The 24,231-nt window shown below is 70.8% G+C and carries 19 protein-coding genes; 7 read left to right on the top strand and 12 right to left on the bottom strand.

Translation table 11 applies throughout. The annotated features are described in order from the left end of the window. Positions 1–25: 25 nt before the first annotated feature. Positions 26–1,039 carry an NUDIX hydrolase gene (locus AC1DIW_RS16055; RefSeq protein WP_442278089.1) on the top strand — a complete coding sequence of 338 codons (1,014 nt, stop codon included), beginning with the start codon at positions 26–28 and terminating at the stop codon, positions 1,037–1,039. 114 nt (positions 1,040–1,153) lie between these two features. Here the strand turns inward: AC1DIW_RS16055 and AC1DIW_RS16050 are convergent, their stop codons facing one another. Next, positions 1,154–2,128 (bottom strand): heme o synthase, encoded by a 975-nt coding sequence (locus tag AC1DIW_RS16050; protein ID WP_478109398.1) that lies wholly within the window; start codon positions 2,126–2,128, stop codon positions 1,154–1,156. Between the two features lie 181 nt (positions 2,129–2,309). Between AC1DIW_RS16050 and tkt the strand changes: the two genes are divergently transcribed. From tkt to pgl, 6 genes are read left to right on the top strand one after another with little or no spacing between them, the layout of a single operon-like run. Then, the gene (gene tkt, locus AC1DIW_RS16045; protein WP_478109396.1) at positions 2,310–4,673 is read left to right on the top strand and encodes a transketolase; all 2,364 of its coding nucleotides are present in this window, start codon (positions 2,310–2,312) and stop codon (positions 4,671–4,673) included. 5 nt (positions 4,674–4,678) lie between these two features. Next, positions 4,679–5,791, top strand: coding sequence for a transaldolase (gene tal, locus AC1DIW_RS16040; RefSeq protein ID WP_478109394.1), 1,113 nt, complete (start codon positions 4,679–4,681; stop codon positions 5,789–5,791). Beyond that, positions 5,788–7,428 carry a glucose-6-phosphate isomerase gene (locus AC1DIW_RS16035; RefSeq protein WP_478109393.1) on the top strand — a complete coding sequence of 547 codons (1,641 nt, stop codon included), beginning with the start codon at positions 5,788–5,790 and terminating at the stop codon, positions 7,426–7,428. Before tal ends, AC1DIW_RS16035 begins: the two co-directional genes overlap by 4 nt. After that, positions 7,425–8,966: a glucose-6-phosphate dehydrogenase gene (gene zwf, locus AC1DIW_RS16030; protein ID WP_442278084.1), complete on the top strand. Its 1,542-nt coding sequence runs from the start codon at positions 7,425–7,427 to the stop codon at positions 8,964–8,966. The genes AC1DIW_RS16035 and zwf overlap by 4 nt, the downstream gene beginning before the upstream one ends. Further along, positions 8,963–10,363, top strand: coding sequence for a glucose-6-phosphate dehydrogenase assembly protein OpcA (locus AC1DIW_RS16025; RefSeq protein WP_478109391.1), 1,401 nt, complete (start codon positions 8,963–8,965; stop codon positions 10,361–10,363). The genes zwf and AC1DIW_RS16025 overlap by 4 nt, the downstream gene beginning before the upstream one ends. Further along, the gene (gene pgl / locus AC1DIW_RS16020; RefSeq protein WP_478109389.1) at positions 10,360–11,094 is read left to right on the top strand and encodes a 6-phosphogluconolactonase; all 735 of its coding nucleotides are present in this window, start codon (positions 10,360–10,362) and stop codon (positions 11,092–11,094) included. The genes AC1DIW_RS16025 and pgl overlap by 4 nt, the downstream gene beginning before the upstream one ends. 118 nt (positions 11,095–11,212) lie before the next feature. On the opposite strand, the gene AC1DIW_RS16015 is transcribed toward pgl, so the two are convergent. From AC1DIW_RS16015 to uvrA, 11 genes are all read right to left on the bottom strand, one after another. Next, complete coding sequence (locus tag AC1DIW_RS16015; protein ID WP_442278081.1) at positions 11,213–11,563, bottom strand: RNA polymerase-binding protein RbpA; 351 nt, start codon at positions 11,561–11,563, stop codon at positions 11,213–11,215. Positions 11,564–11,575: 12 nt separating this feature from the next. Next, the gene (gene secG, locus AC1DIW_RS16010) at positions 11,576–11,821 is read right to left on the bottom strand and encodes a preprotein translocase subunit SecG (protein WP_442278080.1); all 246 of its coding nucleotides are present in this window, start codon (positions 11,819–11,821) and stop codon (positions 11,576–11,578) included. Positions 11,822–11,968: 147 nt separating this feature from the next. Continuing rightward, on the bottom strand, positions 11,969–12,781 hold the full coding sequence (gene tpiA / locus AC1DIW_RS16005) for a triose-phosphate isomerase (RefSeq protein WP_442278079.1): 813 nt from the start codon (positions 12,779–12,781) through the stop codon (positions 11,969–11,971). Continuing rightward, positions 12,781–13,989 (bottom strand): phosphoglycerate kinase, encoded by a 1,209-nt coding sequence (locus AC1DIW_RS16000; RefSeq protein ID WP_478109386.1) that lies wholly within the window; start codon positions 13,987–13,989, stop codon positions 12,781–12,783. The genes tpiA and AC1DIW_RS16000 overlap by 1 nt, the downstream gene beginning before the upstream one ends. 109 nt (positions 13,990–14,098) lie before the next feature. Continuing rightward, the gene (gene gap / locus AC1DIW_RS15995) at positions 14,099–15,103 is read right to left on the bottom strand and encodes a type I glyceraldehyde-3-phosphate dehydrogenase (protein ID WP_478109384.1); all 1,005 of its coding nucleotides are present in this window, start codon (positions 15,101–15,103) and stop codon (positions 14,099–14,101) included. A gap of 192 nt (positions 15,104–15,295) precedes the next feature. Then, positions 15,296–16,276 carry a DNA-binding protein WhiA gene (gene whiA / locus AC1DIW_RS15990; RefSeq protein ID WP_442278076.1) on the bottom strand — a complete coding sequence of 327 codons (981 nt, stop codon included), beginning with the start codon at positions 16,274–16,276 and terminating at the stop codon, positions 15,296–15,298. Positions 16,277–16,551: 275 nt separating this feature from the next. Further along, positions 16,552–17,520 carry a gluconeogenesis factor YvcK family protein gene (locus tag AC1DIW_RS15985; RefSeq protein ID WP_442278075.1) on the bottom strand — a complete coding sequence of 323 codons (969 nt, stop codon included), beginning with the start codon at positions 17,518–17,520 and terminating at the stop codon, positions 16,552–16,554. Between the two features lie 22 nt (positions 17,521–17,542). Continuing rightward, positions 17,543–18,460: an RNase adapter RapZ gene (gene rapZ, locus AC1DIW_RS15980; protein WP_442278074.1), complete on the bottom strand. Its 918-nt coding sequence runs from the start codon at positions 18,458–18,460 to the stop codon at positions 17,543–17,545. Then, the gene (gene uvrC / locus AC1DIW_RS15975; RefSeq protein WP_478109381.1) at positions 18,457–20,547 is read right to left on the bottom strand and encodes an excinuclease ABC subunit UvrC; all 2,091 of its coding nucleotides are present in this window, start codon (positions 20,545–20,547) and stop codon (positions 18,457–18,459) included. The genes rapZ and uvrC overlap by 4 nt, the downstream gene beginning before the upstream one ends. A 50-nt stretch (positions 20,548–20,597) precedes the next feature. Next, positions 20,598–21,059 carry a Rieske (2Fe-2S) protein gene (locus tag AC1DIW_RS15970; protein WP_478109380.1) on the bottom strand — a complete coding sequence of 154 codons (462 nt, stop codon included), beginning with the start codon at positions 21,057–21,059 and terminating at the stop codon, positions 20,598–20,600. Next, positions 21,056–24,169 (bottom strand): excinuclease ABC subunit UvrA, encoded by a 3,114-nt coding sequence (gene uvrA / locus AC1DIW_RS15965; RefSeq protein ID WP_478109503.1) that lies wholly within the window; start codon positions 24,167–24,169, stop codon positions 21,056–21,058. Before uvrA ends, AC1DIW_RS15970 begins: the two co-directional genes overlap by 4 nt. Positions 24,170–24,231 lie beyond the last annotated feature (62 nt).

The following is a 24,231-nucleotide window of genomic DNA, read 5'->3' as shown; positions in this document are numbered from 1 at the left end:
CGCAGGACCTCCCTAGGCTGGGGTGGTGACCGACCAGCCGACGCTCCGCGAGGGCGAGCTCGTGCTGCGTCCGTGGACGCTCGACGACAGTGCCGTCACGCGCACCCTGCACGACCGCGAGATCGCCCGCTGGTTCGACTTCCCGGTCATCGAGCCGTCGGCGGCCGAGCATCGCGACTGGATCGAACGGACCCGCGCCGAGTGGGCGACCCGGACCAAGGTCACCTACCTGGTCGAGTGGCGCGGACGCGCCGCCGGCACCGTGGACGTCCGGGTGCAGGATCCCGGCGTGGGCGTCCTCTCCTGGGCGGTCTACGCGCCCTTCCGCGGGCAGGGGCTGGGGGCGCGGGCCGTGCGCCTGCTCGTCGAGTGGGCCTTCGACGCGCTCGGCCTCGAACGCGTCGAGGCGCACGTCAACCCGGAGAACCGCGCGTCGGTGCGCACCGCGCTCCGGGCGGGCCTGCGGCGTGAGGGGCACCTGCGCGGGAACGCGACGCTGGGCGGCGTGCGCCAGGACACCGTCGTGCTCGGCCGGCGCCGGGACGACGCCCACCCGGACACGCAGGAGGGCTTCACGGCGATGCTCGACTCGACGCTGCCGACCAAGCGGGCCATCGCCCAGGGCGTCCTGCGATCGGGCTCGGGTCACGTGCTCCTGTGCGAGCTCGTCTACAAGCGCGAGTGGGACCTGCCCGGCGGCGTCGTCGATCGGCACGAGTCCCCGGCCGCCTGCGTCGTGCGCGAGGTCCGGGAGGAGCTGGGCCTCGTCGTCAGCGCCGGCCCCCTGCTCGCGGTCAACTGGCTACCGGCCCTGCACGGGTGGGCCGACGCCACGGTCTTCGTCTTCGACCTCGGCACCGTCGACCCCGCCGTCATCGAGCGGGCGCACCTGCAGCAGCGCGAGATCCGCGACGTCCACTGGACCGGACCAAGCGACTGGCCGGGACACGTGGCGCCCTACAACGAGCGGCTCCTCACGGCCCTGCACCGGCACGACGGAGGGACGCTCTACCTCGAGAACGGCGCGCTGACGTCCTGACCGCGCCACCCGGCATACGCCCCCTCGCCGCGCCCCTCGCGAAGCCCCCTCCCCGTAAAACCCGATCGAAAGAGCATTCCGACCGGACGGATCGCTCTTTCGATCAGGGGTTTCTCAGGAGAAGAACGGGAGGGACAGGTGCCAGATGGGGTCGAGCGCCACCCCCACGAACAGGATGGTGAGGTAGGTGATCGAGAAGTGGAACAGGCGCATCGGCTTGAGGACGTCCTCGGCCGCGCCCGCCCGTGCCTTGGCGAGGAGTCGGTGCGCCTCGGTGAGGAAGAGCGCACCGGCGACGACCGCAGCGGTGGTGTAGACCCACCCGACCTGCTGGACGGGCACGAGCGCCAGCGACGTCAGCACCATCGCCCAGGAGTAGGCGACGACCTGCCGCGCGACGACGACGAAGCGCTCGACGACCGGCAGCATCGGCACGTGGGCCGCCGCGTAGTCGTCCTTGTAGCGCATCGAGAGCGGCCAGTAGTGCGGCGGCGTCCAGAAGAAGATGACGAGGAAGAGGATGAACGCCGACCAGCTGAGTGACCCGGTGACGGCCGACCAGCCGATGAGCACCGGCATGCACCCCGCCGCGCCGCCCCACACGATGTTCTGCGCCGTGCGGCGTTTGAGCAGCAGGGTGTAGCCGAAGACGTAGAAGAGCAGCGCGCCGAGGGCGAGCCCGGCACTGAGCCAGTTGACGAGCAGCCCCAGCCACAGCGTCGAACCGACGGTCAGCGCGGCACCGAAGACGAGGGCGCCACGCGGGCTCACCGTGCCGGTCACCAGAGGTCGTCGGCTCGTGCGGTGCATGACGGCGTCGATGTCGCGGTCGATGTAGCAGTTGAGGGTGTTGGCGGCGCCCGCCGAGAGCGTGCCGCCGACGACCGTCGCGACGACCAGCCAGAGGTCCGGGACGCCCTGCTCGGCGAGGAACATCACGGGGATCGTCGTGATGAGGAGCAGCTCGATGATCCGCGGCTTCATCAGCGAGACGTACTGTCCGACGAGGAACTTCACCCCGCTGCCGTCCGGACCGTGGAGCGCCGAGAGGTCGGCGCGGGGGTCCACCGTTGTCACGAAGATCCTCACCGCTGGTACGTCGCTCCGACCCCTTGGGTACGTGAGCATTGCGATCGCAAGTCTAGACCGTCGCCGACCACGGTCGGCACGCCGCGGTGCCGACCACCGGGCGAGGTGTCGTCCCTCACAGCGCGGGGACTAGGCTCGTGGCCGTACGTGATCAACCCCTTTGTTGAAGGAGAACCGTTCCGTGCCCACTGCTGCGTCCAGCACCGCCCCGAAGGCGAAGAAGACCACCAGATCCACCACCACGCGGACGGCGAAGACGAAGGGCCTGCTGGCACAGCGCGACCCGGGTCTGCCACTCCCCGTGGCGAGGAAGGCCGGGTGGAGCGACCTCGACGTGCGCGCGGTCGACACGACCCGGCTGCTCGCTGCCGACGCCGTGCAGAAGGTCGGCAACGGCCACCCCGGCACGGCCATGTCCTTGGCCCCGCTGGCCTACCTGCTCTACCAGAACGTCATGACGCACGACCCCTCCGACCCCACGTGGCTCGGACGCGACCGGTTCGTGCTCTCCTGCGGGCACTCGAGCCTGACGCAGTACATCCAGCTCTACCTCAGCGGCTACGGCCTCTCGATCGACGACCTCAAGTCGCTGCGCACGTGGGGCTCGCTGACCCCCGGCCACCCCGAGGTCCACCACACCCCCGGTGTCGAGATCACGACCGGCCCGCTCGGCTCCGGCCTCGCGTCCGCCGTCGGCATGGCGATGGCCCAGCGCCGTCAGCGCGGCCTCTTCGACCCGGACGCGAAGCCGGGCACGAGCCCCTTCGACCACCACGTCTACGTCATCGCCTCCGACGGTGACATGCAGGAGGGCGTCTCCCACGAGGCCTGCGCGCTCGCCGGCCACCAGGAGCTCGGCAACCTCACCGTCGTCTACGACGCCAACCAGATCTCGATCGAGGACGACACCGACATCGCGTTCAGCGAGGACGTGGCCGCACGCTTCGAGGCCTACGGCTGGCACGTCGTCGAGGTCGACTGGCGCCAGGACGCCGACGGCGCGACCTACGTCGAGGACGTCGACGCCCTCCTCGCCGCCATCCGCTCCGGCGACAAGGTGACCGACAAGCCGACCCTCGTCGTGCTCCACACGATCATCGCGTGGCCCGCCCCGACGAAGCAGAACACCGGCAAGTCCCACGGATCGGCCCTCGGCGACGAGGAGATCGGCGCCACCAAGGAGCTGCTCGGCTTCGACCCGAAGAAGACCTTCGCCGTCGAGCCCGCCGTCCTCAAGCACGCCCGCGACGTCGTCAAGCGGGGCAAGGCCGCCCACCGCGAGTGGGACAAGGCATACAAGGCCTGGCGCAAGGCCAACCCCGACCGCGCCGACCTGCTCGACCGGATCCTCGCCGGCAAGGCCCCGTCCGGTCTCGCCAGGGCGCTGCCGACCTTCCCGGCCGACGCGAAGGGCGTGGCGACGCGCGCCGCCTCCGGCAAGGTGCTCACCGCCCTCGCCGACGTCATGCCGGAGCTGTGGGGCGGCTCCGCCGACCTCGCCGAGTCCAACAACACGACGATGGAGGGCCAGCCCTCCTTCATCCCCCAGGGCAAGCAGACCCGCGAGTGGAAGGGCGGGCCCTTCGGCCGCACCCTGCACTTCGGCATCCGCGAGAACGGGATGGGCATGATCCTCAACGGGATCGCGCTCGAGGGCCTCACCCGTCCCTACGGCGGCACGTTCCTCGTCTTCTCCGACTACATGCGCCCGGCCGTGCGACTGGCCGCGATCCAGCAGGCTCCGGTCACCTACGTGTGGACGCACGACTCCATCGGCCTCGGCGAGGACGGCCCGACCCACCAGCCGATCGAGCACCTCGCCGCCCTCCGCGCGATCCCCGGACTCGACGTGGTCCGTCCCGCGGACGCAAACGAGACGGCGGCCGCGTGGGCGCAGATCCTCACCAACGGCGACGGCCCCGCAGCACTGTGCCTGACGCGCCAGCCGGTGCCGACGTGGGACCGGAAGAAGTACGGCAAGACGAGCGGGGTCGCCAAGGGCGCCTACGTCCTCGTCCAGGAGTCGCGGGCCGGTGACCCCGACGTCGTCCTCGTCGCGACCGGCTCCGAGGTTCAGCTCGCGGTCCAGGCCGCCGAGCGCCTCGAGAAGTCCCGCATCGCGACGCGCGTCGTGTCGATGCCGTGCCGGGAATGGTTCGAGAAGCAGAGCCGTTCCTACCAGGACAAGGTTCTGCCGCCGGCAGTCCGGGCCCGCGTCAGCGTCGAGGCGGGGATCTCGATGGGCTGGCACGACGTGGTCGGCGACGCCGGGCGCATCGTCAGCATCGAGCACTTCGGCGCCTCCGCCGACCAGGCCACCCTGTACCGCGAGTTCGGCATCACGGCCGACGCGGTCGTCAAGGCGGCGAAGGACTCCATCAAGGCTGCCAAGGGTTCCGCGACCAGGGCCCCGGGGGTCACCGAGACCAACCCGGCCCGCGCCGCCCAGAGCGCGTCCACCGACGTCATGGGTGGCGACGCGCAGACCGGCAGCGGCAACGCCGCCGGCGCGGCAGCCGCATCCGCTACGAGCAAGGGGAAGTGACCAGCATGACCAACCCGAACACCCAGGCGCTCTCAGACGCAGGCGTCTCGATCTGGCTCGACGACCTGTCCCGCGAGCTCATCGAGACCGGCAAGATCTCGGAGCTCATCACCGAGCGCAACGTCGTCGGAGTCACCTCCAACCCGTCGATCTTCCAGGCCGCCCTGTCCAAGGGCGAGCGCTACAACGACGACCTGGCCGCGCTGACCAAGGCCGGCAAGGGCGTCGACGAGGTCGTTCACGAGCTCACGACCTCCGACGTGCGAAGCGCCTGCGACCTCTTCCTCCCGCTGTACGAGTCGACGAAGGGTGTCGACGGTCGCGTGTCCATCGAGGTGGACCCGCGCCTCGCGCACGACACCGACAAGACCGTCGAGCAGGCCAAGCAGCTGTATGCCGACATCGACCGGCCGAACGTCCTCATCAAGATCCCCGCGACCAAGGCGGGCCTGCCTGCCATCACGGCGACCATCGCCGAGGGCATCAGCGTCAACGTGACGCTGATCTTCTCCCTGGATCGCTACCGCGCCGTCATGAACGCCTACCTCGAGGGGCTGGAGAAGGCCCACGCGGCCGGCCACGACCTGTCGAAGATCCACTCGGTCGCCTCGTTCTTCGTCTCCCGCGTGGACACCGAGATCGACAAGCGCCTCGACGCCATCGGCACCGACACGGCCCGCGGGCTCAGGGGCAAGGCGGGTCTCGCCAATGCGCGCCTCGCATACCAGGCCTTCGAGGAGGTCTTCTCGACGCCGCGCTGGGCCTCGCTGGCCGAGGCGGGCGCCAACGTCCAGCGCCCGCTCTGGGCCTCCACCGGCGTCAAGGACCCGGCCTACCCCGACACGATGTACGTCACCGAGCTCGTCACGGCCGACGTCGTCAACACGATGCCGGGCACGACGCTCGAGGCCACCGCGGACCACGGCGACATCCACGGCGACACGGTGACCGGCGGCTACGAGCTGGCCAGCAACCTCATCGATGACCTCGAAGGGGTCGGCGTCTCCTACACCGAGGTCGTCGACCAGCTCGAGACCGAGGGCGTCGAGAAGTTCGAGAAGGCCTGGGGGGAGCTGCTGGACGGCGTCACGGCAGAGATGGAGAAGGTGACCGCATGAGCTCGCTGTCCGTCAGCGCATCAGGAGCAGCGGCGGACGCGATCGGGAGGCACGTGCCGACCCTCGTCGAGGACTCCGTCGCCAGCCGGCTCTTCGCCCAGGACCCCACCCTCTGGGGTCCGGACGCCGAGTCCGAGTCGCGGATCCGCCTGTCGTGGGTGGGTCTCCCCCGCTCGTCCCGCCCCCTCGTCGGTGAGATCGCCGCCCTGCGCGACTCGTTCGCGGAGCAGGGCCTCCACCACGTCGTGCTCTGCGGCATGGGCGGGTCCTCGCTCGCGCCGGAGGTCATCTGCGCGACGGCGGGCAAGCCGCTCGTCGTGCTCGACTCTTCGGACCCCGACTACGTCCGCCGCGCCCTCGGCGACGACCTCGACCACACGGTCGTCGTCGTGTCGAGCAAGTCCGGCTCAACGGTCGAGACGGACTCCCAGCGACGCGCCTACGAGCAGGCGTTCACCGATGCCGGCATCGACCCGGCGTCGCGCATCGTCATCGTCACCGACCCGGGAAGCCCGCTCGACGAGGAGTCGCGCGCCAAGGGCTACCGCGTCGTCAACGCCGACCCGAACGTCGGGGGTCGCTACTCCGCCCTGACCGCCTTCGGCCTCGTGCCGAGCGGCCTCGCCGGGGTCGACGTCGAGGCCCTCCTCGACGAGGCGGAGTCCGTGGCCGACGTCCTCGCGAGCGACGACGACGCCAACCCCGGCCTGCGCCTCGGTGCCGCCATGGGCGGCACCGACCCACTGCGCGACAAGCTCGTCCTCGTCGACGACGGCTCGGGCATCGTCGGATTCGCCGACTGGGCGGAGCAGCTCATCGCCGAGTCCACCGGCAAGAACGGCACCGGTGTGCTGCCCGTCGTCGTCGGGGGGGACGAGGACCCCGAGGTGACCTGGCCGGCAGCCGACGTCACCGTGGCGCGTCTCGTGTCCGCCGACAGCGAGTTCGCTGCCGGAGGTGACGTCGCGTCGGAGGTACGCGTGGGCGGCGCCCTGGGTGCCCAGCTGCTCCTCTGGGAGGTGGCGACGGCCGTGGCCGGTCGCCTCCTCGACATCAACCCGTTCGACCAGCCCGACGTCGAGAGCGCCAAGAAGGCTGCTCGTGCCCTGCTCGACCAGGGCACCGCCGCGACCGCCGACCCGGCCGCGACGGACGGGGCCATCGAGATCCGCACCCTGGGCGGCCCCGACGGCTGGCTGGGCGACGCCCGAACCGTGCCGGCTGCTCTCGACGCCCTCTTCGCGCAGCTCGACCCGCAGCGCGGCTACGTCTCTGTCATGGCCTACCTCGACCGGCTCGCCGACGCCGAGCTGGCCGAGTGCCGGGTGCCTCTGGCGCGCCGCACCGAGCGTCCGACGACGTTCGGCTGGGGCCCCCGCTTCCTGCACTCGACCGGTCAGTTCCACAAGGGCGGCCCGGCCGTCGGCGTCTACGTCCAGGTGACGACCGCCCCGAAGGAGGACCTCTCGATCCCCGGTCGTGAGTTCACCTTCGGCGACTTCATCGCCTCCCAGGCGGGCGGCGACGCCGCGGTCCTCGCCGACCACGGTCGTCCCGTGCTCCAGCTCCACCTGACCGACCACGACACAGGTCTCGCGCAGCTGCGCGAGGTGCTGCTGGCAGGAGGGCGTGCATGAGTCCCGCGCGGATCTCGCACGGTCACAACCCGCTCCGTACGGCCGAGGACAAGCGCATCCCCCGCATCGCGGGACCCTGTGGACTCGTGCTGTTCGGGGTGACCGGTGACCTCGCCCGCAAGAAGCTGATGCCGGCGATCTACGACCTCGCCAACCGCGGGTTGCTGCCGCCGGGCTTCTCGCTCGTCGGTTTCGCCCGCCGTGACTGGGCGACACAGGACTTCGGCCAGGTCGTCCACGACGCCGTCAAGCAGCATGCCCGCACGCCCTTCAGCGAGGACGTGTGGCGCAACCTCTCCGAAGGCTTCCGGTTCGTGCCCGGCACGTTCGACGATCCCGCGGCGTTCGACCTGCTCGCCAAGACGGTTGCGGAGCTCGACGCGGATCGCGGCACCGGTGGCAACCACGCCTTCTACCTCTCCATCCCGCCGGGCTTCTTCGCCACCGTGTGCGAGCAGCTCGAGCGGTGCGGTCTGACCACCGCCGAGGGTGACAGCTGGCGACGCGTCATCATCGAGAAGCCCTTCGGCCACGACCTCAAGAGCGCCCAGGTGCTCAACGAGATCGTCGAGAGCGTCTTCCCCCCCGACTCGGTCTTCCGCATCGACCACTACCTCGGCAAGGAGACGGTCCAGAACCTCCTCGCCCTGCGCTTCGCCAACCAGCTCTTCGAGCCGGTGTGGAACGCCAACTACGTCGACCACGTGCAGATAACGATGGCCGAGGACATCGGCATCGCCGGCCGCGCTGGCTACTACGACGGCATCGGTGCAGCACGCGACGTCATCCAGAACCACCTGATCCAGCTCCTCGCGCTGACGGCGATGGAGGAGCCGGTCTCCTTCGACGCCAAGGACCTTCGCGCGGAGAAGGAGAAGGTGCTCTCCGCGGTCCGTCTCCCTGCGGACCTCGACAAGGGAGCCGCCCGCGGGCAGTATGCCGCCGGCTGGCAGGGCGCGGAAGAGGTCGTCGGCTACCTCGACGAGGAGGGCGTGGACCCGACGTCTGTCACCGAGACCTTCGCCGCGGTGACCCTCGAGGTCGACACCCGCCGGTGGGCGGGTGTTCCCTTCTACCTGCGCACCGGGAAGCGCCTCGGCAAACGGGTCACCGAGATCGCGGTCGTCTTCAAGCGGGCGCCACACCTTCCCTTCGAGCACACCGCGACGGAGGAGCTCGGCCAGAACGCCATCGTCATCCGCGTCCAGCCCGACGAGGGCGTCACACTGCGCTTCGGCTCCAAGGTGCCCGGGGCGCAGATGGAGGTCCGTGACGTGACGATGGACTTCGGCTACGGCTCGTCGTTCACGGAGGCCTCGCCCGAGGCATACGAACGCCTCATCCTCGACGTGCTCCTCGGCGACCCGCCGCTCTTCCCCCGACACGAGGAGGTCGAGTCCTCCTGGCGGATCCTCGACCCGCTCATGAGGCACTGGGCCAAGTCGGGCAAGCCGGAGCAGTACCCCGCCGGGACGTGGGGACCGCCCTCGGCCGACCGGATGCTCGAACGCGATGGACGTACGTGGAGGATGCCGTGATCCGGGACCTGACCGACACCACCACCACCGGGATCAGCAAGACCCTGGTGCGCCTGCGCAACGAGGTGGGCGCGCTGGCGCTCGGGCGTGTGCTGACGCTCGTCGTCGTCGTCGAGGACACCGACGCCGGCAGCGCCATCGAGGTGGCCAACCAGGCGAGCCGACAGCACCCCTGTCGCATCGTCGTCGTCATCGCGGGCGACCGCCGCGGCAAGAACCGCCTGGACGCCCAGATCCGCCTCGGTGGGGACGCCGGAGCGAGCGAGATCGTCGTGCTGCGGCTCTACGGCGCCCTGGCCAACCACGGCCCCAGCGTCGTCGTGCCGCTGCTGCTGCCCGACTCCCCCATCGTCGCCTGGTGGCCCGGCGAGGCCCCGGCCGACGTCGGCAAGGATCCCATCGGCGCGATGGCCCAGCGTCGCATCACCGACGTGGCCCAGCACAGGAACCCCCGGCTGATGCTGAAGAAGCGGGCGGCGAGCTACGCGCCGGGCGACACCGACCTCGCCTGGACCCGCATCACCCGCTGGCGTGGCCTGCTCGCAGCGGCGCTCGACCAGCCGCCCTACGAGCCCATCACGGGCGCCGTCGTCAGCGGTGCCCCCGACTCCCCGTCGTCCGACCTGCTGGCGGCCTGGCTCTCGCGCCGGCTCCGCGTGCCCGTTCACCGGGTGTCGACGCCGCGCGGTTCGGGCATCGCCTCGGTGCGTCTCGAGCGCAAGAGCGGCCCCATCGACCTCGTGCGCCCGGGAGACGTCGTCGCGACCCTGTCGCAGACGGGCCAGCCGGACCGGCGCATCAGTCTCCCGCGCCGCGAGCTCCCGGAGTGCCTGGCGGACGAGCTCCGTCGCCTCGACCCCGACGATGCCTACGAGGACGCGCTCCTGCACGGCCTCGGCGCCCTCCAGCCGGTGCGTCTCACGGCCGCGGCGGCGGCCAAGGCCGGCAAGGCGCCCGACCCCGCAGAGTCGCGTCGTCTCGCCGCCCGCCTCGGCCGTGACGAGTCGGCGCAGGAGGCCAGCGCCATGATCGCCGCGCCACCGGCACCCGAGCACGCCGAGACCGAGGAGGTCCGGACGGCGACGGCGCGCAAGCTCGCCGGCAAGCGCACGCCCCGCGAGAAGCAGTCGGACAAGGCCCGGAAGAAGGCGGCCGCGAACGGCACAGGGGCGGCGAAGAAGGCCACGACGGCGAAGGAGGCCACGGCCTCGGCGGCGACCTCCACGGCGACGACGAAGTCCACCGCCAAGAGGGCCACGGCGAAGAAGGCCACGGCGAAGAGGGCGACTGCCACCAAGGCCACGGCCACGAGGGCGACTGCCACCAAGGCCACGACCAAGAGGGCGACTGCCACCAAGGCCACGGCCAAGAGCGCCTCCGGGGCGGCGTCCTCGTGAGTGCCGAGCCCAGGGTCGTCGTCCACCCGGACAAGCGGGCCCTCGCCGACGGCGCCGCGGCCCGGCTCGTCACGGCGCTCGTTGACGCCCAGACGCGCAACCCCGAGGCGCAGGTCGCCCTCACCGGCGGGTCGATGGGGTCGGCGATCATCGCCTCGGTCCTGGCGACGCCGGGCCGCTCGGCCGTCGACTGGTCGCGGGTCCGCGTCTGGTGGGGCGACGAGCGCTACCTCCCGGCCGGCGATCCCGATCGCAACGACACCCAGAACGACGAGGCGGGCCTCAGCGCGCTGGGGCTCGACCCGGCGAAGGTGCACCGGGTGGCCGGACCCGACACGTCCGAGAGCGCCGAGGCCAGCGCCGAGGCGTACGGTCGGACGATCCGGGAGCACGGCCAGAAGGCCTGGGACGTCGTGCTCTTCGGCGTGGGTCCCGACGGTCACGTCGCGTCGCTCTTCCCGCACCACCCCGCCCAGCGGCTCACCGACGCTATCGCGGTCGCCGTGCACGACTCGCCCAAGCCGCCACCCGATCGCGTCAGCCTCACCTTCGAGTGCTTCGAGCGCAGCCACGAGGTGTGGTTCCTCGTCGCCGGCGACGACAAGGCCGACGCGGTGAAGGCTGCGCTCGCTCCTGACGCCGACCGGTGGGACGTCCCGGCGGCCGGTCCCCGCGGCGGCGACGCCACGCTGTGGCTCCTCGACGCCCCGGCTGCCTCGCGACTCGACTAGGAAGCGCCCCGCCAGCGGACGGCATACGTCGTCGCACCGCGCGTGGCACGACGAAGGGCCCGGGAGGATCTCCCGGGCCCTTCGTCGTGCGGCCGCCCTGGTGGGACGGCCACTGAGGTCACTGGATGAGACCGCGCTCGCGCAGGGTGCTGAGGGCCTCGTCGAGGATCGCAGCGCCGTCAGCGTCGCTGCGGCGCTCCTTCACGTAGGCGAGGTGCGTCTTGTACGGCTCGACCTTCGGCGCCGCCGGAGGGTTCTGCTTGTCCTGGCCGGCCGGGAGGCCGCAGCGCGGGCAGTCCCAGGTGTCGGGCAGGACCATGCCGGGCTCCTCGGCGAAGCTCGGGCGCGTCTCGTGCCCGTTCGCGCACCAGTAGGAGATGTGCACGCGAGGGGCGGAGTCGCCACGCTCTGCCTCGCCCATCGGGCCGGCGCCGACCCGGCTTCCACGAATGGCGTTACCGCTGGCCATCTACGTCTCCTGTCAGCTCACGAAGCGGGCGAGCATGCCCAGCCCGATGATGGATGTCGCCCAGACCAGAGCCACGGCCACCGTGAAGCGGTCGAGGTTGCGCTCGGCGACCGACGACCCTCCGAGCGACGTGGACATGCCCCCGCCGAACATGTCGGACAGGCCGCCACCCTTGCCCTTGTGCAGCAGGATGAACAAGGTCAGGACCAGGCTGGACAGCACCAGCAGGACCTGCAGCACGATGCGAACCGCATCCACGTGGTCACTCCAAATCGTCGGGGTCCCGGGGGTCGGTGGGGCCGGTCGGCCCCTCCCCCACATGTTCCGGGGCTCGGGCAAGGATACCTGCCCGAGGCCCCTACGGCCGAACGCACCCGTCGGAGTCCGTCCGGCCGTAGGAGCCGCTCAGGAGGTGGCGAGGTGGTCGCGGTAGCGACAGATCGACGCGAACTCGGCCGGGTCGATCGAGGCGCCGCCCACGAGGGCGCCGTCGACGTCCTCCTGGGCCATGATCGCCGCCACGTTGTTCGCCTTGACGCTGCCGCCGTAGAGGACGCGGACGCCGTCGGCGACGTCGCCGCTGTAGAGCTCGGCGAGCAACGTGCGGATCGCCGCGCACACCTCCTGCGCGTCGTCGGGGGTCGCGACCTCGCCGGTGCCGATGGCCCAGATGGGCTCGTAGGCGATGACGATCGACGCGGCCTGCTCCTTGGGCACGCCGGCGAGGTTCTCGCGCAGCTGCGCGACGACGTGCTCGACCTGACGGCCCTCCTTGCGCACGTCGAGCCCCTCGCCGCAGCAGAGGATCGGCGTCAGGCCGTGGGCGTATGCCGCCTTGACCTTCGCGTTGACCACCGCGTCGGTCTCTGCGTGCCCTTCGCGTCGCTCGCTGTGTCCCACGACGACGTAGGTGCACCCGAGCTTGGCCAGGAAGGCGCCCGAGATGTCGCCGGTGTAGGCACCGGACGAGTGCGGCGACAGGTCCTGCGCGCCGTACTTCAGGTCGAGCTTGTCACCCTCGACGAGGGTCTGGACCGAGCGCAGGTCGGTGAATGGCGGGAGCACGGCGACCTCGACGGCTGCGTGGTCGTGCTTCGCGTCGCGCAGCGTCCAGTCGAGCTTCTGCACGAGGTGCGTCGCCTGGAGGTGGTCGAGGTTCATCTTCCAGTTGCCGGCCATGAGCGGCACGCGCCCGACCGGCTTGGTGTTCTTCGCCATCAGGCGTCGCCCTCCTCGAGCACGGTGAGACCGGGCAGCTCCTTGCCCTCGAGGTACTCGAGGCTGGCGCCGCCGCCGGTGGAGATGTGGCCGAACTGGTCGTCTTCGAAGCCGAGCTGGCGCACCGCCGCAGCGGAGTCACCACCGCCGACGACGGTGAGCGCGCCCGCCCTCGTCACCTCGACGAGGGCCTGCGCGAGAGCCTTGGTGCCGGCGGCGTAGGGCGCCATCTCGAAGGCACCCATCGGTCCGTTCCAGAAGACGGTGCGGCAGTCGGCGAGCTTGTCGGCGAAGAGCGCGCTGGACTCGGGTCCGATGTCGAGGCCCATCCGGTCGGCCGGGATCGCGTCGGCCGCGACGACCTCGTGAGCGGCGTCGGCGCTGAACGCGTCGGCAGCGACGACGTCGACGGGCAGGACGATCTCCACGCCCTCCTTCTCGGCGCGGTCGAGGTAGCCCTTGACCGTGTCGATCTGGTCGGTCTCGAGCAGGCTCTTGCCGACCTCGTGGCCCTGGGCCGCGAGGAAGGTGAACACCATGCCGCCGCCGATGAGGAGACGGTCGGCCGTACCGAGGAGGTTGCCGATGACGCCGAGCTTGTCGGACACCTTCGCGCCCCCGAGGACGACGGCATACGGCCGCTCCGGGTCCGAGGTGAGGCGGCGCAGGACGTCGACCTCCGTCGACACGAGGTCGCCCGTCGCGTGCGGGAGCAGGCGGGCGACGTCGTAGACGGAGGCCTGCTTGCGGTGCACGACCCCGAAGCCGTCGGAGACGAAGACGTCTGCGAGAGAGGCGAGCTCGCCGGCGAACTCGGCGCGCTCGTCATCGGCCTTGGCGGTCTCGCCGGCGTTGAAACGAAGGTTCTCGAGGAGCAGCACCTGGCCGTCCTCGAGCGCCGCGGCCTTGGCCTTGGCGTCGTCGCCGACAGTGTCCTCGGCGAAGACGACGTCGGTGCCGAGCACCTCGCCGAGGCGCTTCGCGACGGGGGCGAGCGAGTACTTGGCCTCGGGGGCGCCCTTGGGGCGGCCGAGGTGGGCGCAGACGATGACGCGGGCGCCGGCGTCGGCCAGGCCCTTGATCGTCGGGGCCGAGGCGCGGATGCGGCCGTCGTCGGTGATGGTCGAGCCGTCGAGCGGCACGTTGAGGTCTGACCGGACGAGGACGCGCTTGCCGCGCAGGTCCCCGAGGTCGCTGGTGGTCTTCACGCTGGATGCCTCTTCGTCAGTTGGGGATTCAGCCGGGCACGGCTGGACACGAGTGCGGCCACCGTCCCGGATGCTCGCAGAGGAGCACCGAGGACGGTGGCCGGGTGGCTCAGAGGGAGGTGCCGACGAGCGCGACGAGGTCGACGAGGCGGTTGGAGTAGCCCCACTCGTTGTCGTACCAGCCGACGACCTTGACCTGGTTGCCGATGACCTTGGTGAGGCCGGCGTCGAAGATGCACGACGCGGGGTCGGTCTCGATGTCCTTGGACACGATGGGGTCCTCGGTGTAGACGAGGAAGCCCTTGAGCGGGCCCTCGGCGGCGGCCTTGACCGCGGCGTTGACCTCCTCGACCGTGGTCTCGCGGCCGGCCTCGAACGTCAGGTCGGTCGCCGAGCCGGTGGGCACGGGGACGCGGAGAGCGTAGCCGTCGAGCTTGCCCTTGAGCTCCGGGAGCACGAGGGACACGGCCTTGGCGGCACCGGTCGTCGTGGGGACGATGTTCAGGGCGGCGGCACGGGCCCGGCGGAGGTCCTTGTGCGGCGCGTCCTGCAGGTTCTGGTCCTGCGTGTAGGCGTGGATCGTCGTCATGAGGCCCTTGACGATGCCGAACTCGTCGTTGAGCGCCTTGGCCATCGGTGCGAGACAGTTCGTCGTGCACGAGGCGTTGGAGATGACGGTGTGCTTGTCGGCGTCGTAGAGGTCGTGGTTGACACCCATGACGATGGTGATGTCCTCGTTCTTGGCCGGGGCCGAGATGATGACCTTCTTGGCGCCACCGTCGATGTGGGCCTTGGCCTTCTGCGCGTCGGTGAAGAAGCCGGTGGACTCGACGATGATGTCGGCGCCGACGCCGGCCCAGTCGATGTTGGCGGGGTCGCGCTCCTCGAAGACACGGATGGCCTTGCCGTCCACGATGATCGAGGTCTCGTCGTAGGAGACCTCACCGGGGAAACGGCCCAGGATCGAGTCGTACTTGAGCAGGTGGGCGAGGGTCTTGTTGTCCATGAGGTCGTTCGTGGCCACGACCTCGATGTCGGCTCCGGACGCCACGATGGCGCGGAAGAAGTTGCGGCCGATGCGGCCAAAGCCGTTGATACCAACGCGAACGGTCACTGCTGTGCACCTCTTCGGTGAGACTGTTTCGGACGGAAAAGCCAGACCTAGGGCCGCCCCGTTGCGACCGCGATCACATCCACCCTAGTGCGTCACCGACGCCGGCGAGGCGGCAGTCTCAGGGCTGGGTGAGCATCCGCTCAGCGCGCGAGAGGTCGTCCGGCGAAGCGGCGGGCGGGGTGACGGAACCGCTCAGCTCTCCAGCATGTCGGGCGTGAGGTTCGCGTCGGTGCCGGCCACCCCGAGCTCCTCGGCGCGCTTGTCGGCCATGGCGAGCAATCGTCGGATGCGGCCGGCGACGGCGTCCTTGGTCATCGGCGGCTTGGCGAGCTGGCCGAGCTCCTCGAGACTCGCCTGCTTGTGCTCGAGCCGCAGCACACCGGCTTCGCGCAGGTGGTCGGGGATGTCCTCCCCGAGCAGCTCCATGGCGCGCTCGACCCGTGCGCCGGCAGCGACGGCAGCCCGCGCCGAACGGCGCAGGTTGGCGTCGTCGAAGTTGGCGAGTCGGTTGGCCGTGGCCCGGACCTCGCGCCGCATCCGACGCTCCTCCCACGCCATCACGGCGTCGTGGGCGCCGAGGCGCGTCAGCATCGCTCCGATGGCGTCACCGTCACGGATGACGACGCGGTCGACGCCGCGGACCTCACGAGCCTTGGACTGGATGCCGAGCCGCCGGGCTGCGCCGACGAGGGCGAGCGCGGCCTCGGGCCCGGGACAGGTCACCTCGAGCGCCGACGAGCGGCCCGGCTCGGTGAGCGAGCCGTGGGCCAGGTAGGCGCCTCGCCACGCGGCCTCGGAGTCGCACGTCGCCGCGCTGACGACCTTGGGCGGCAGACCGCGGACGGGGCGACCGCGGGTGTCGATGAGCCCGGTCTGGCGGGCCAGGGTCGCCCCCTCCTCGACGACGCGGACGACGTAGCGCGAGCCGCGGCGCAGTCCGCCCGCGGCCAGGACGAGCATGTCGCTCTTGTGGCCGTAGACCTCGGCGATGTTGCGGCGGAGGCGTCGCGCGGCATTCGCGGTGTCGAGCTCCGCCTCGACGACGATCTGTCCCCCGATGATGTGCAGGCCGCCGGCGAAGCGGAGCATCGTGGCGACCTCGGCCTTGCGACAGCAGGGTTTGGTCACCTCGAGGCGCGAGAGCTCGTCCTTCACCTTTGCTGTCATGGCCATGGGCGCCATCCTGCCACCCCGATCAAGCACCCTCGCGCCCGAGGTGCTGGGCTTTGTCGTCGTGTCTGTTCCCCGACGCCGGCGTATGCCGTGTCGCCGAGCCCGCGGGACGGCATACGTCGTCGGCTCGTGACGGCTCGTGACGGCTGGTGACGGCAATGACGGCTCGGTCGGCGCGAGGTGGTGCAACCGACCGGACCGAGCGCCGCACCAGGCCCGTGGGAGCCGTTTCGCCGGTTCGTTCCGGCCGACCGGCCCGGTCGCGTCAGGTCGTGTCAGGAGATGACGTCGCGCAGCGCCGCCGCGAGCCGCAGGGGGTCGTGCACACCCGGTTCGCCCTTGGCCGCCACGGGCGAGACGACGAGCTCGGCGCCGAGCTCGGCCGCGGCGGCCCGCAGGGACGCGTCGTCGGGAACGACGCTGGGGTCGGCGAGGACGACGTCGAGGCGCACGTCGGGGGCGTTGGCCGCGAAGGATGCGAGGTGGTCCTCGGCCCGGAAGTCGCGGGTCTCCCCCATGTGCACCTCGAGGTTGAGGTTGAGCAGGCGTCTGGCCGACGTCGTGACGAGTGCATCGGCGAGGGCCGGGACGAGCAGGTGGGGCATGACAGAGGTGAACCACGACCCGGGGCCGAGCATCACCCAGTCGGCCTCGCGAACGGCGGCCAGGGCTTCGGGGCAGGGCTCGGGACAGGTCGGGACGATGCCGATCGAGGAGACGATGCCCGGAGACGACGCGACCCGGTGCTGTCCGCGCACCTCGACCGTCTCCTCGGGCCGGTCGGGATCGTGGCCGCGGATCTCGGCGACGATCTCCAACGGCTCGGCGGCCATCGGCAGCACCCGCCCCCGGGCGCCCAGGAGACGCCCGACGAGGTCGAGTCCCTGGACGGTGTCGCCGAGCAGCTCCCAGATGGAGACGATCATGAGGTTGCCGAGCGCGTGGCCCTGGAGGTCACCCGTCCCGGCGAAACGGTGCTGCAGCACGTCGCGCCACGTGTGGCCCCAGTCGCTGTCGTCGCAGAGCGCCGCCAGCGCCATGCGCAGGTCGCCGGGCGGGAGGACGTCGAACTCCTCGCGCAGGCGCCCGCTCGAGCCGCCGTCGTCAGCGACCGTCACGACGGCGGTGACGTCGTCGGTCAGCAGCCGGAGGGCGGACAAGGCAGCGGCGAGCCCGTGTCCACCGCCTAGCGCGACGATGCGGCGCTGGTGTGGAGAGCCGAGGGGTGGACGTGAAGAAGTCACGGAGAAGGTACTGGTCACCCGTTCACTCGCGGCCCAGGTCCCGGTGGACGACGAAGGTGTCGACGCGGTCGCGTCCCCGGAGCCGACCGCTCAGCGCCTCGGCGATCGCCACGGACCGGTGCTTGCCACCCGTGCAGCCGACGGCGACCGTGACGTAGCGGCGGCCCTCGCGGACGTAGCCGTCGATCATCGTGTCGAGCAGGCTGCCGGCCCGGCTCAGGAACTCGTCGGCCCCCTCCTGCCGCATGACGAACTCGCTGACCGGCGTGTCACGTCCGGTCAGGGCCCGCAGCTCGGGGACCCAGTACGGGTTGGGCAGGAAGCGCATGTCGAAGACGACGTCGGCATCGAGCGGCAGGCCGTACTTGAACCCGAACGACATGACGGCGATCCGAAGCTGCACGCGCCGGTCGCCGGCGAAGAGCGAGGACAGCTTGGCGCTCAGCTGGTGGACGTTGAGGCCGGAGCTGTCGATGACGACGTCGGCGGTCGAGCGCAGGTCGAGGAGCAGCTCGCGCTCGCGCTGGATGCCGTCGAGGAGCCGGCCGTCGCCCTGCAGCGGGTGCGGGCGACGGACGCTCTCGAAGCGCCGCACGAGCGCCTCGTCGGTCGCGTCGAGGAACACGAGGCTGGGGCGCTCGCCCCGGGCCCGGGCCGCCCCGATGGCGTCCTCGAGCTGGGAGAACCACCCACCGGCGCGGACGTCGACGACGACCGCGACCTGCTGGAGGTGTGCCTCGGGGTTGCGCGCCCGGGCCTCGTCGCGCAGCTCGGCGAGATGGCTGAGCAGCTGGGGCGGCAGGTTGTCGACGACGAGCCAGCCCAGGTCCTCGAGGACGTTGGCGGTGGTGCTGCGGCCGGCGCCGCTCATGCCGGTGACGATGACGATGGGGGCATCGGCCAGGGACGTCTGGGCGGCTGGGCTGCTGTCGGCGGTCATTCGAGCACTTCTCCCGTCGTGAGGTTCACGGCTGGCTCCTGGGGTGCACCCTCAGCCAAGTGGCTGACGACCGCTGATGCAAGCGACCGGCCGAAGCCCGGTACGGCCATGATGTCCGCGATGTCCGCGGCGCGGAGGCGTTTGACCGAACCGAACTGGCGCAGCAGCGCCTTCTGACGACTGGCGCCTAGGCCGGGTATGCCGTCGAGCTGGGACGTCGTCATGGCCTTGGACCGGCGTTGGCGGTGGAAGGTGATGGCGAACCGGTGCGCCTCGTCGCGCAGCCGCTGGAGCAGGTAGAGACCCTCGCTCGTGCGCGGCAGGATGACCGGGTGGTCCTCCCGGGGCAACCACACCTCCTCGAGACGCTTGGCGAGGCCGACGAGGGCGACCTCCTCGATGCCGAGCTCGTCGAGCACCGCCTGCGCCGCGTTGACCTGGGGCAGTCCGCCGTCGACGACGACGAGGCTGGGCGGGTAGGCGAAGCGTCGCGGTCGGCCCGTCTCGGGGTCGATGGGCCCGGAGGCGGAGGGCTCGTCGTCGTCGTCGGAGGAGCCGCTGGAGCCGTTCGTCGAGCCGTTCGTCGAGTCGTTGGCCGAGGTCTGCGCCGGTTCGGACGAGGCACCGACGACCCCCGTGGACAGGTCGAGGTCACCCGCCCCCTCGGCGTCCTCGAGGTAGCGCCGGAACCGGCGGGTCAGGACCTCCCGCATCGCGGCCGTGTCGTCCACGGTGACGGGCTCGGCACCGTCGTCACCCGAGGTGGCCCCTCGGACGATGAAGCGGCGGTACTCGCTCTTGCGCGCGAGACCGTCCTCGAAGACCACCATCGAGGCGACGACGTTGGTGCCCTGCACGTGGCTGACGTCGTAGCACTCGATGCGCAGCGGGGCGTCGTCGAGGCCGAGGTAGTCCTGCAGCTCCTGCAACGCCTTGCTGCGCAGGGTCAGGTCGCCGGCGCGGGCCACCTTGTGCCGGGCGAGCGACTGGTCGGCGTTGCGGCGCACGGTCTCCATCAGGGTGCGCTTGTCACCGCGCTGGGGCACTCGGACGCTGACGGCCGAGCCCCGGACCGACGACAGCCACTCGGTGACGGCGTCGACGTCGGCGGGCAGTGCGGGCACGAGCACCTCCCGCGGGATCGCGTCGCGGTCGGCGTCGCCGTAGACCTGCAGCAGCAGGTGCTCGACGAGCGTCGGGACGTCCTCGCTCTCCTTCTCGACGACCCACCCGCGCTGGCCGCGGATACGACCGCCTCGGACGTGGAAGACCTGGACCGCGGCCTCGAGGTCGTCGTCGGAGAGGGCGAAGACGTCGGCGTCGGTGGCGTCACCGAGGACGACGGTCTGCTTCTCGAGCGCCTTCGTCAGGGCGCCGATGTCGTCGCGCAGGCGTGCGGCCTGCTCGAAGTCGAGCTCGGCCGCCGCCTGCTTCATCCGGGTCTCGAGTCGCTTGGCGAAACGGGCCGTGTTGCCGCCCATGAAGTCGCAGAAGTCCTCGGCGATGGCCCGGTGCTCGTCGGGCGTGACCCGTCCGACGCAGGGCGCCGAGCACTTGTCGATGTAGCCGAGCAGGCACGGCCGCCCGCTCGCTGCCGCGCGCTTGAACACGCCGGAGGAGCAGGTGCGCACGGGGAAGACGCGCAACAGCAGGTCGAGGGTCTCGCGGATCGCCCACGCGTGGCCGTAGGGCCCGAAGTAGCGGGTGCCCTTGCGCTTGGCGCCGCGCATCACCTGGGCGCGCGGGAACTCCTCGCCCATCGTGACGGCGAGGAAGGGGTAGGACTTGTCGTCGCGGTACTTGACGTTGAAGCGCGGGTCAAACTCCTTGATCCAGGAGTACTCGAGCTGGAGCGCCTCGACCTCGGTGCGCACGACGGTCCACTCGACCGACGCGGCGGTCGTGACCATCGTGGCCGTGCGCGGGTGCAGGGCGGTGATGTCCTGGAAGTAGGACGACAGACGCGGGCGCAGCGACTTGGCCTTGCCGACGTAGATGACCCGGCCGTGCGCGTCGCGGAAACGGTAGACGCCCGGGTCGGTCGGGATCTCCCCCGGCTTCGGTCGGTAGGTCGTCGGGTCCGCCACGGTCCCACCCTATGTCGGGCCACCGACGCCCCCGCACGCCGCCCGGGCCCTCAGCTGACGGAGAAGGTGCCGCCCGTCACCGTGATCTTCTTGGCGGTGAGGCCCGTGGGCGCGGGACCCGAGACGACGTTGCCGGTGGCGGCGTCGAAGTGGCTCTGGTGGCAGGGGCAGATGATCTGCCCACCCTCGACGGACCCGACGGTGCAGCCCTGGTGGGGACACACCGCGTCGAACGCCTTGAAGGTGCCTGCGGTCGGCTGGGTGACGACGGTCTGGCTGTCGGCGAAGACCTTGCCGCCGCCCACCGGGATCTCGGACGTCGGCGTGCTGCCGCCCGATCCCGGCGAGGCCCCGTCCGAGGACGGGGTGGCGTTCGGGCTGCTGCAGGCGGCCAGGGCCCCGGCGCCGACGACGACGCCGACGACCTTGAGGACGCCACGACGGTCGGTGAGGGCGCCGACCCGCTCGTGGAGTCCGCGGTCCGACGCGGGGTGGGGGGTGCCCTCGGTCATGCGTTCCTCTTCCGGGTCGTGGTGGAGGACCGCGTCTTGCTGACGGTCGTGCTCGACGTGGTCTTCTTCGCAGCGGCCGTGGTGGAGCTTGCGCGTGCGCGCCCACCCGCCGTCGACTTCACTGTGCGGGACTTCGTTGTGCTCTTGCCGTCAGCTCGCTGGGAGCCCGCCGCGCTCTGGGCCTTCTTCGTGCGGGTGCGCGTCGTGCCGCCGGCGGTCGTGCGCGCGGTCCGCTCGAGGATGGGCTTGAGGAAGCGCCCGGTGTGGCTGGCCGCCACCTCGGCGACGTGCTCGGGGGTGCCCTCGGCGATGACCATGCCACCACCGGAGCCACCCTCGGGCCCCATGTCGATGATCCAGTCGGCGTTCTTGATGACGTCGAGGTTGTGCTCGATGACGATGACGGTGTTGCCCTTGTCGACGAGCCCCTGGAGCACGTCGAGGAGCTTGCGGATGTCCTCGAAGTGCAGGCCGGTGGTCGGCTCGTCGAGGACGTAGATGGTGCGTCCGGTGGATCGCTTCTGCAGCTCGCTCGCGAGCTTGACGCGCTGGGCCTCGCCACCGGAGAGGGTCGGCGCCGGCTGACCGAGGCGCACGTAGCCCAGGCCGACGTCGTTGAGGGTCTTGAGGTGGCGCGCGATCGCGGGGACCGCCTCGAAGAAGGTGGCGGCCTCCTCGATGGGCATGTCGAGCACGTCGGCGATCGTCTTGCCCTTGAAGTGCACCTCCAGCGTCTCCCGGTTGTAGCGCGCCCCGTGGCACACCTCGCAGGGGACGTAGACGTCGGGCAGGAAGTTCATCTCGATCTTGATCGTGCCGTCGCCCGAGCACGCGTCACAGCGGCCACCCTTGACGTTGAAGGAGAACCGGCCCGGCTGGTAGCCGCGCACCTTGGCCTCGGTCGTCTCGGCGAAGAGCTTGCGCATGTTGTCGAAGACGCCGGTGTAGGTCGCGGGGTTCGACCGCGGCGTGCGTCCGATCGGGCTCTGGTCGACGTGGACGACCTTGTCGAGCTGGTCGAGACCGGTCACGGTCTTGTGCCGGCCGGGCACGTGGCGCGCACCGTTGAGCTTGTTGGCGAGGACGTTGTAGAGGATGTCGTTGACGAGCGTCGACTTGCCCGAGCCGGAGACACCGGTGACCGCCACGAGGTTGCCCAGGGGGAAGTTCACCGAGACGTTCTGCAGGTTGTTCTCGCGGGCCCCGGAGACGGTGATCTGGCGACCGTCGTGGCCGCGGCGGACCTCGGGCGACGGGATCTCACGGCGACCCGAGAGGTACATGCCGGTCAGGGAGTCGGGGTGCTCGAGCAGGCCCTTGACGGACCCCGAGTGCACGACGTGGCCGCCGTGCTCACCGGCGCCCGGGCCGATGTCGACGACCCAGTCGGCGGTCGCGATCGTGTCCTCGTCGTGCTCGACGACGATGAGCGTGTTGCCGAGGTCGCGCAGGCGCGTCAGCGTCTCGATGAGACGGTGGTTGTCCCGCTGGTGCAGACCGATCGACGGCTCGTCGAGGACGTAGAGCACGCCGACGAGGCCGGACCCGATCTGGGTCGCGAGCCGGATGCGCTGGGCCTCGCCGCCCGAGAGCGTGCCGGCGGGACGGTCGAGCGAGAGGTAGTCGAGGCCGACGTCGAGCAGGAAGCCCAGACGGGCGTCGATCTCCTTGATGACACGCTCGGCGATCTGCTTCTCGCGTGCCGTGAAGTCGACCGTGTCGAGGAAGCCGGCGGCCTCGTTGATGGCCAGCCCACAGACCTCGGAGATGTTCTTGCCGCCGAGGAGCACGGCGAGCGACTCGGGCTTGAGTCGCGCGCCCTTGCAGACGGGGCACGGCACCTCGCGCATGAAGCCCTCGTAGCGGTCGCGACTCCACTCCGAGTCGGTCTCGGAGTGACGGCGCTTGATGAACGGGACGACGCCCTCGAAGCCGGTGGTGTAGGAGCGGTCGCGGCCGTAGCGGTTCTTGTACTTGACGTGGACCTTGTAGTTCTGGCCGTGCAGCAGCGCCTCCTTGGCGCGGGACGGCAGCGCCCGGAACGGCGCGTCCATCGAGAACTTCATGTCCTCGGCGAGCGCCCCCATGACGCGCTGGAAGTACTCGGCCGAGCCGGAGCCCTGGGCCCACGGGGCGATGGCGCCCTCGGCGAGCGACAGGTCGTCGTCGGGCACGACGAGCTCGGGGTCGACCTCGAGCTCGGTGCCGATGCCGGTGCACTCCGGGCACGCGCCGAACGGCGAGTTGAAGGAGAAGGACCGCGGCTGGATCTCGTCCATGCCCAGGGCGTGGTTGTTGGGGCACGCCATCTTCTCGGAGAAGCGCCGCTCGCGCTCCTTGTCCTTGGCGTCCCGGTCGACGAAGTCGATGATGACGACGCCACCGGCGAGGCCGAGAGCGGTCTCGACCGAGTCGGTGAGGCGACGCTTCGAGCCGCTGTCGTCGCCCTTGGCCACGAGGCGGTCGACGACGACCTCGATGGTGTGCTTCTTCTGCTTCTCGAGGGCCGGCGGCTCGGTGAGTGAGACGACCTCGCCGTCGACGCGGGCGCGCGAGAAGCCCTTCGTCTGCAGCTCGGAGAAGAGGTCGACGAACTCGCCCTTGCGACCCTGCACGACGGGGGCGAGCACCTGGAAGCGGGTGCGGTCCTCGAGCGTCAGCAGCTGGTCGACGATCTGCTGCGGGGACTGGCGGGTGACCGGCTCACCGCAGACCGGGCAGTGCGGCCGGCCGGCGCGGGCGAAGAGCAGGCGGAGGTAGTCGTAGACCTCGGTGATGGTGCCGACCGTCGAGCGCGGGTTGCGGTTGGTCGACTTCTGGTCGATGGAGACCGCGGGCGACAGACCCTCGATGAAGTCGACGTCGGGCTTGTCCATCTGTCCGAGGAACTGCCGGGCGTAGGCCGAGAGCGACTCGACGTAGCGACGCTGCCCCTCCGCGAAGATCGTGTCGAACGCGAGGCTCGACTTGCCCGACCCCGAGAGTCCGGTGAAGACGATGAGGCTGTCTCGGGGGAGGTCGACGGACACGTCGCGCAGGTTGTGCTCGCGCGCGCCGCGGACGACGAGGGAGTGGGCGTTGCCGGTGGGTGTAGCAGTCACGCGCATCATGCTAGGTGGGGTCACCGACAGTCCCCTCATCGGCAGCGCAAGGGTGGACAAGGCACGCGCCT

The organism is Terrabacter sp. 01T434, from assembly GCF_056398545.1.
This window is presented reverse-complemented; position numbering and strand designations above follow the sequence as displayed.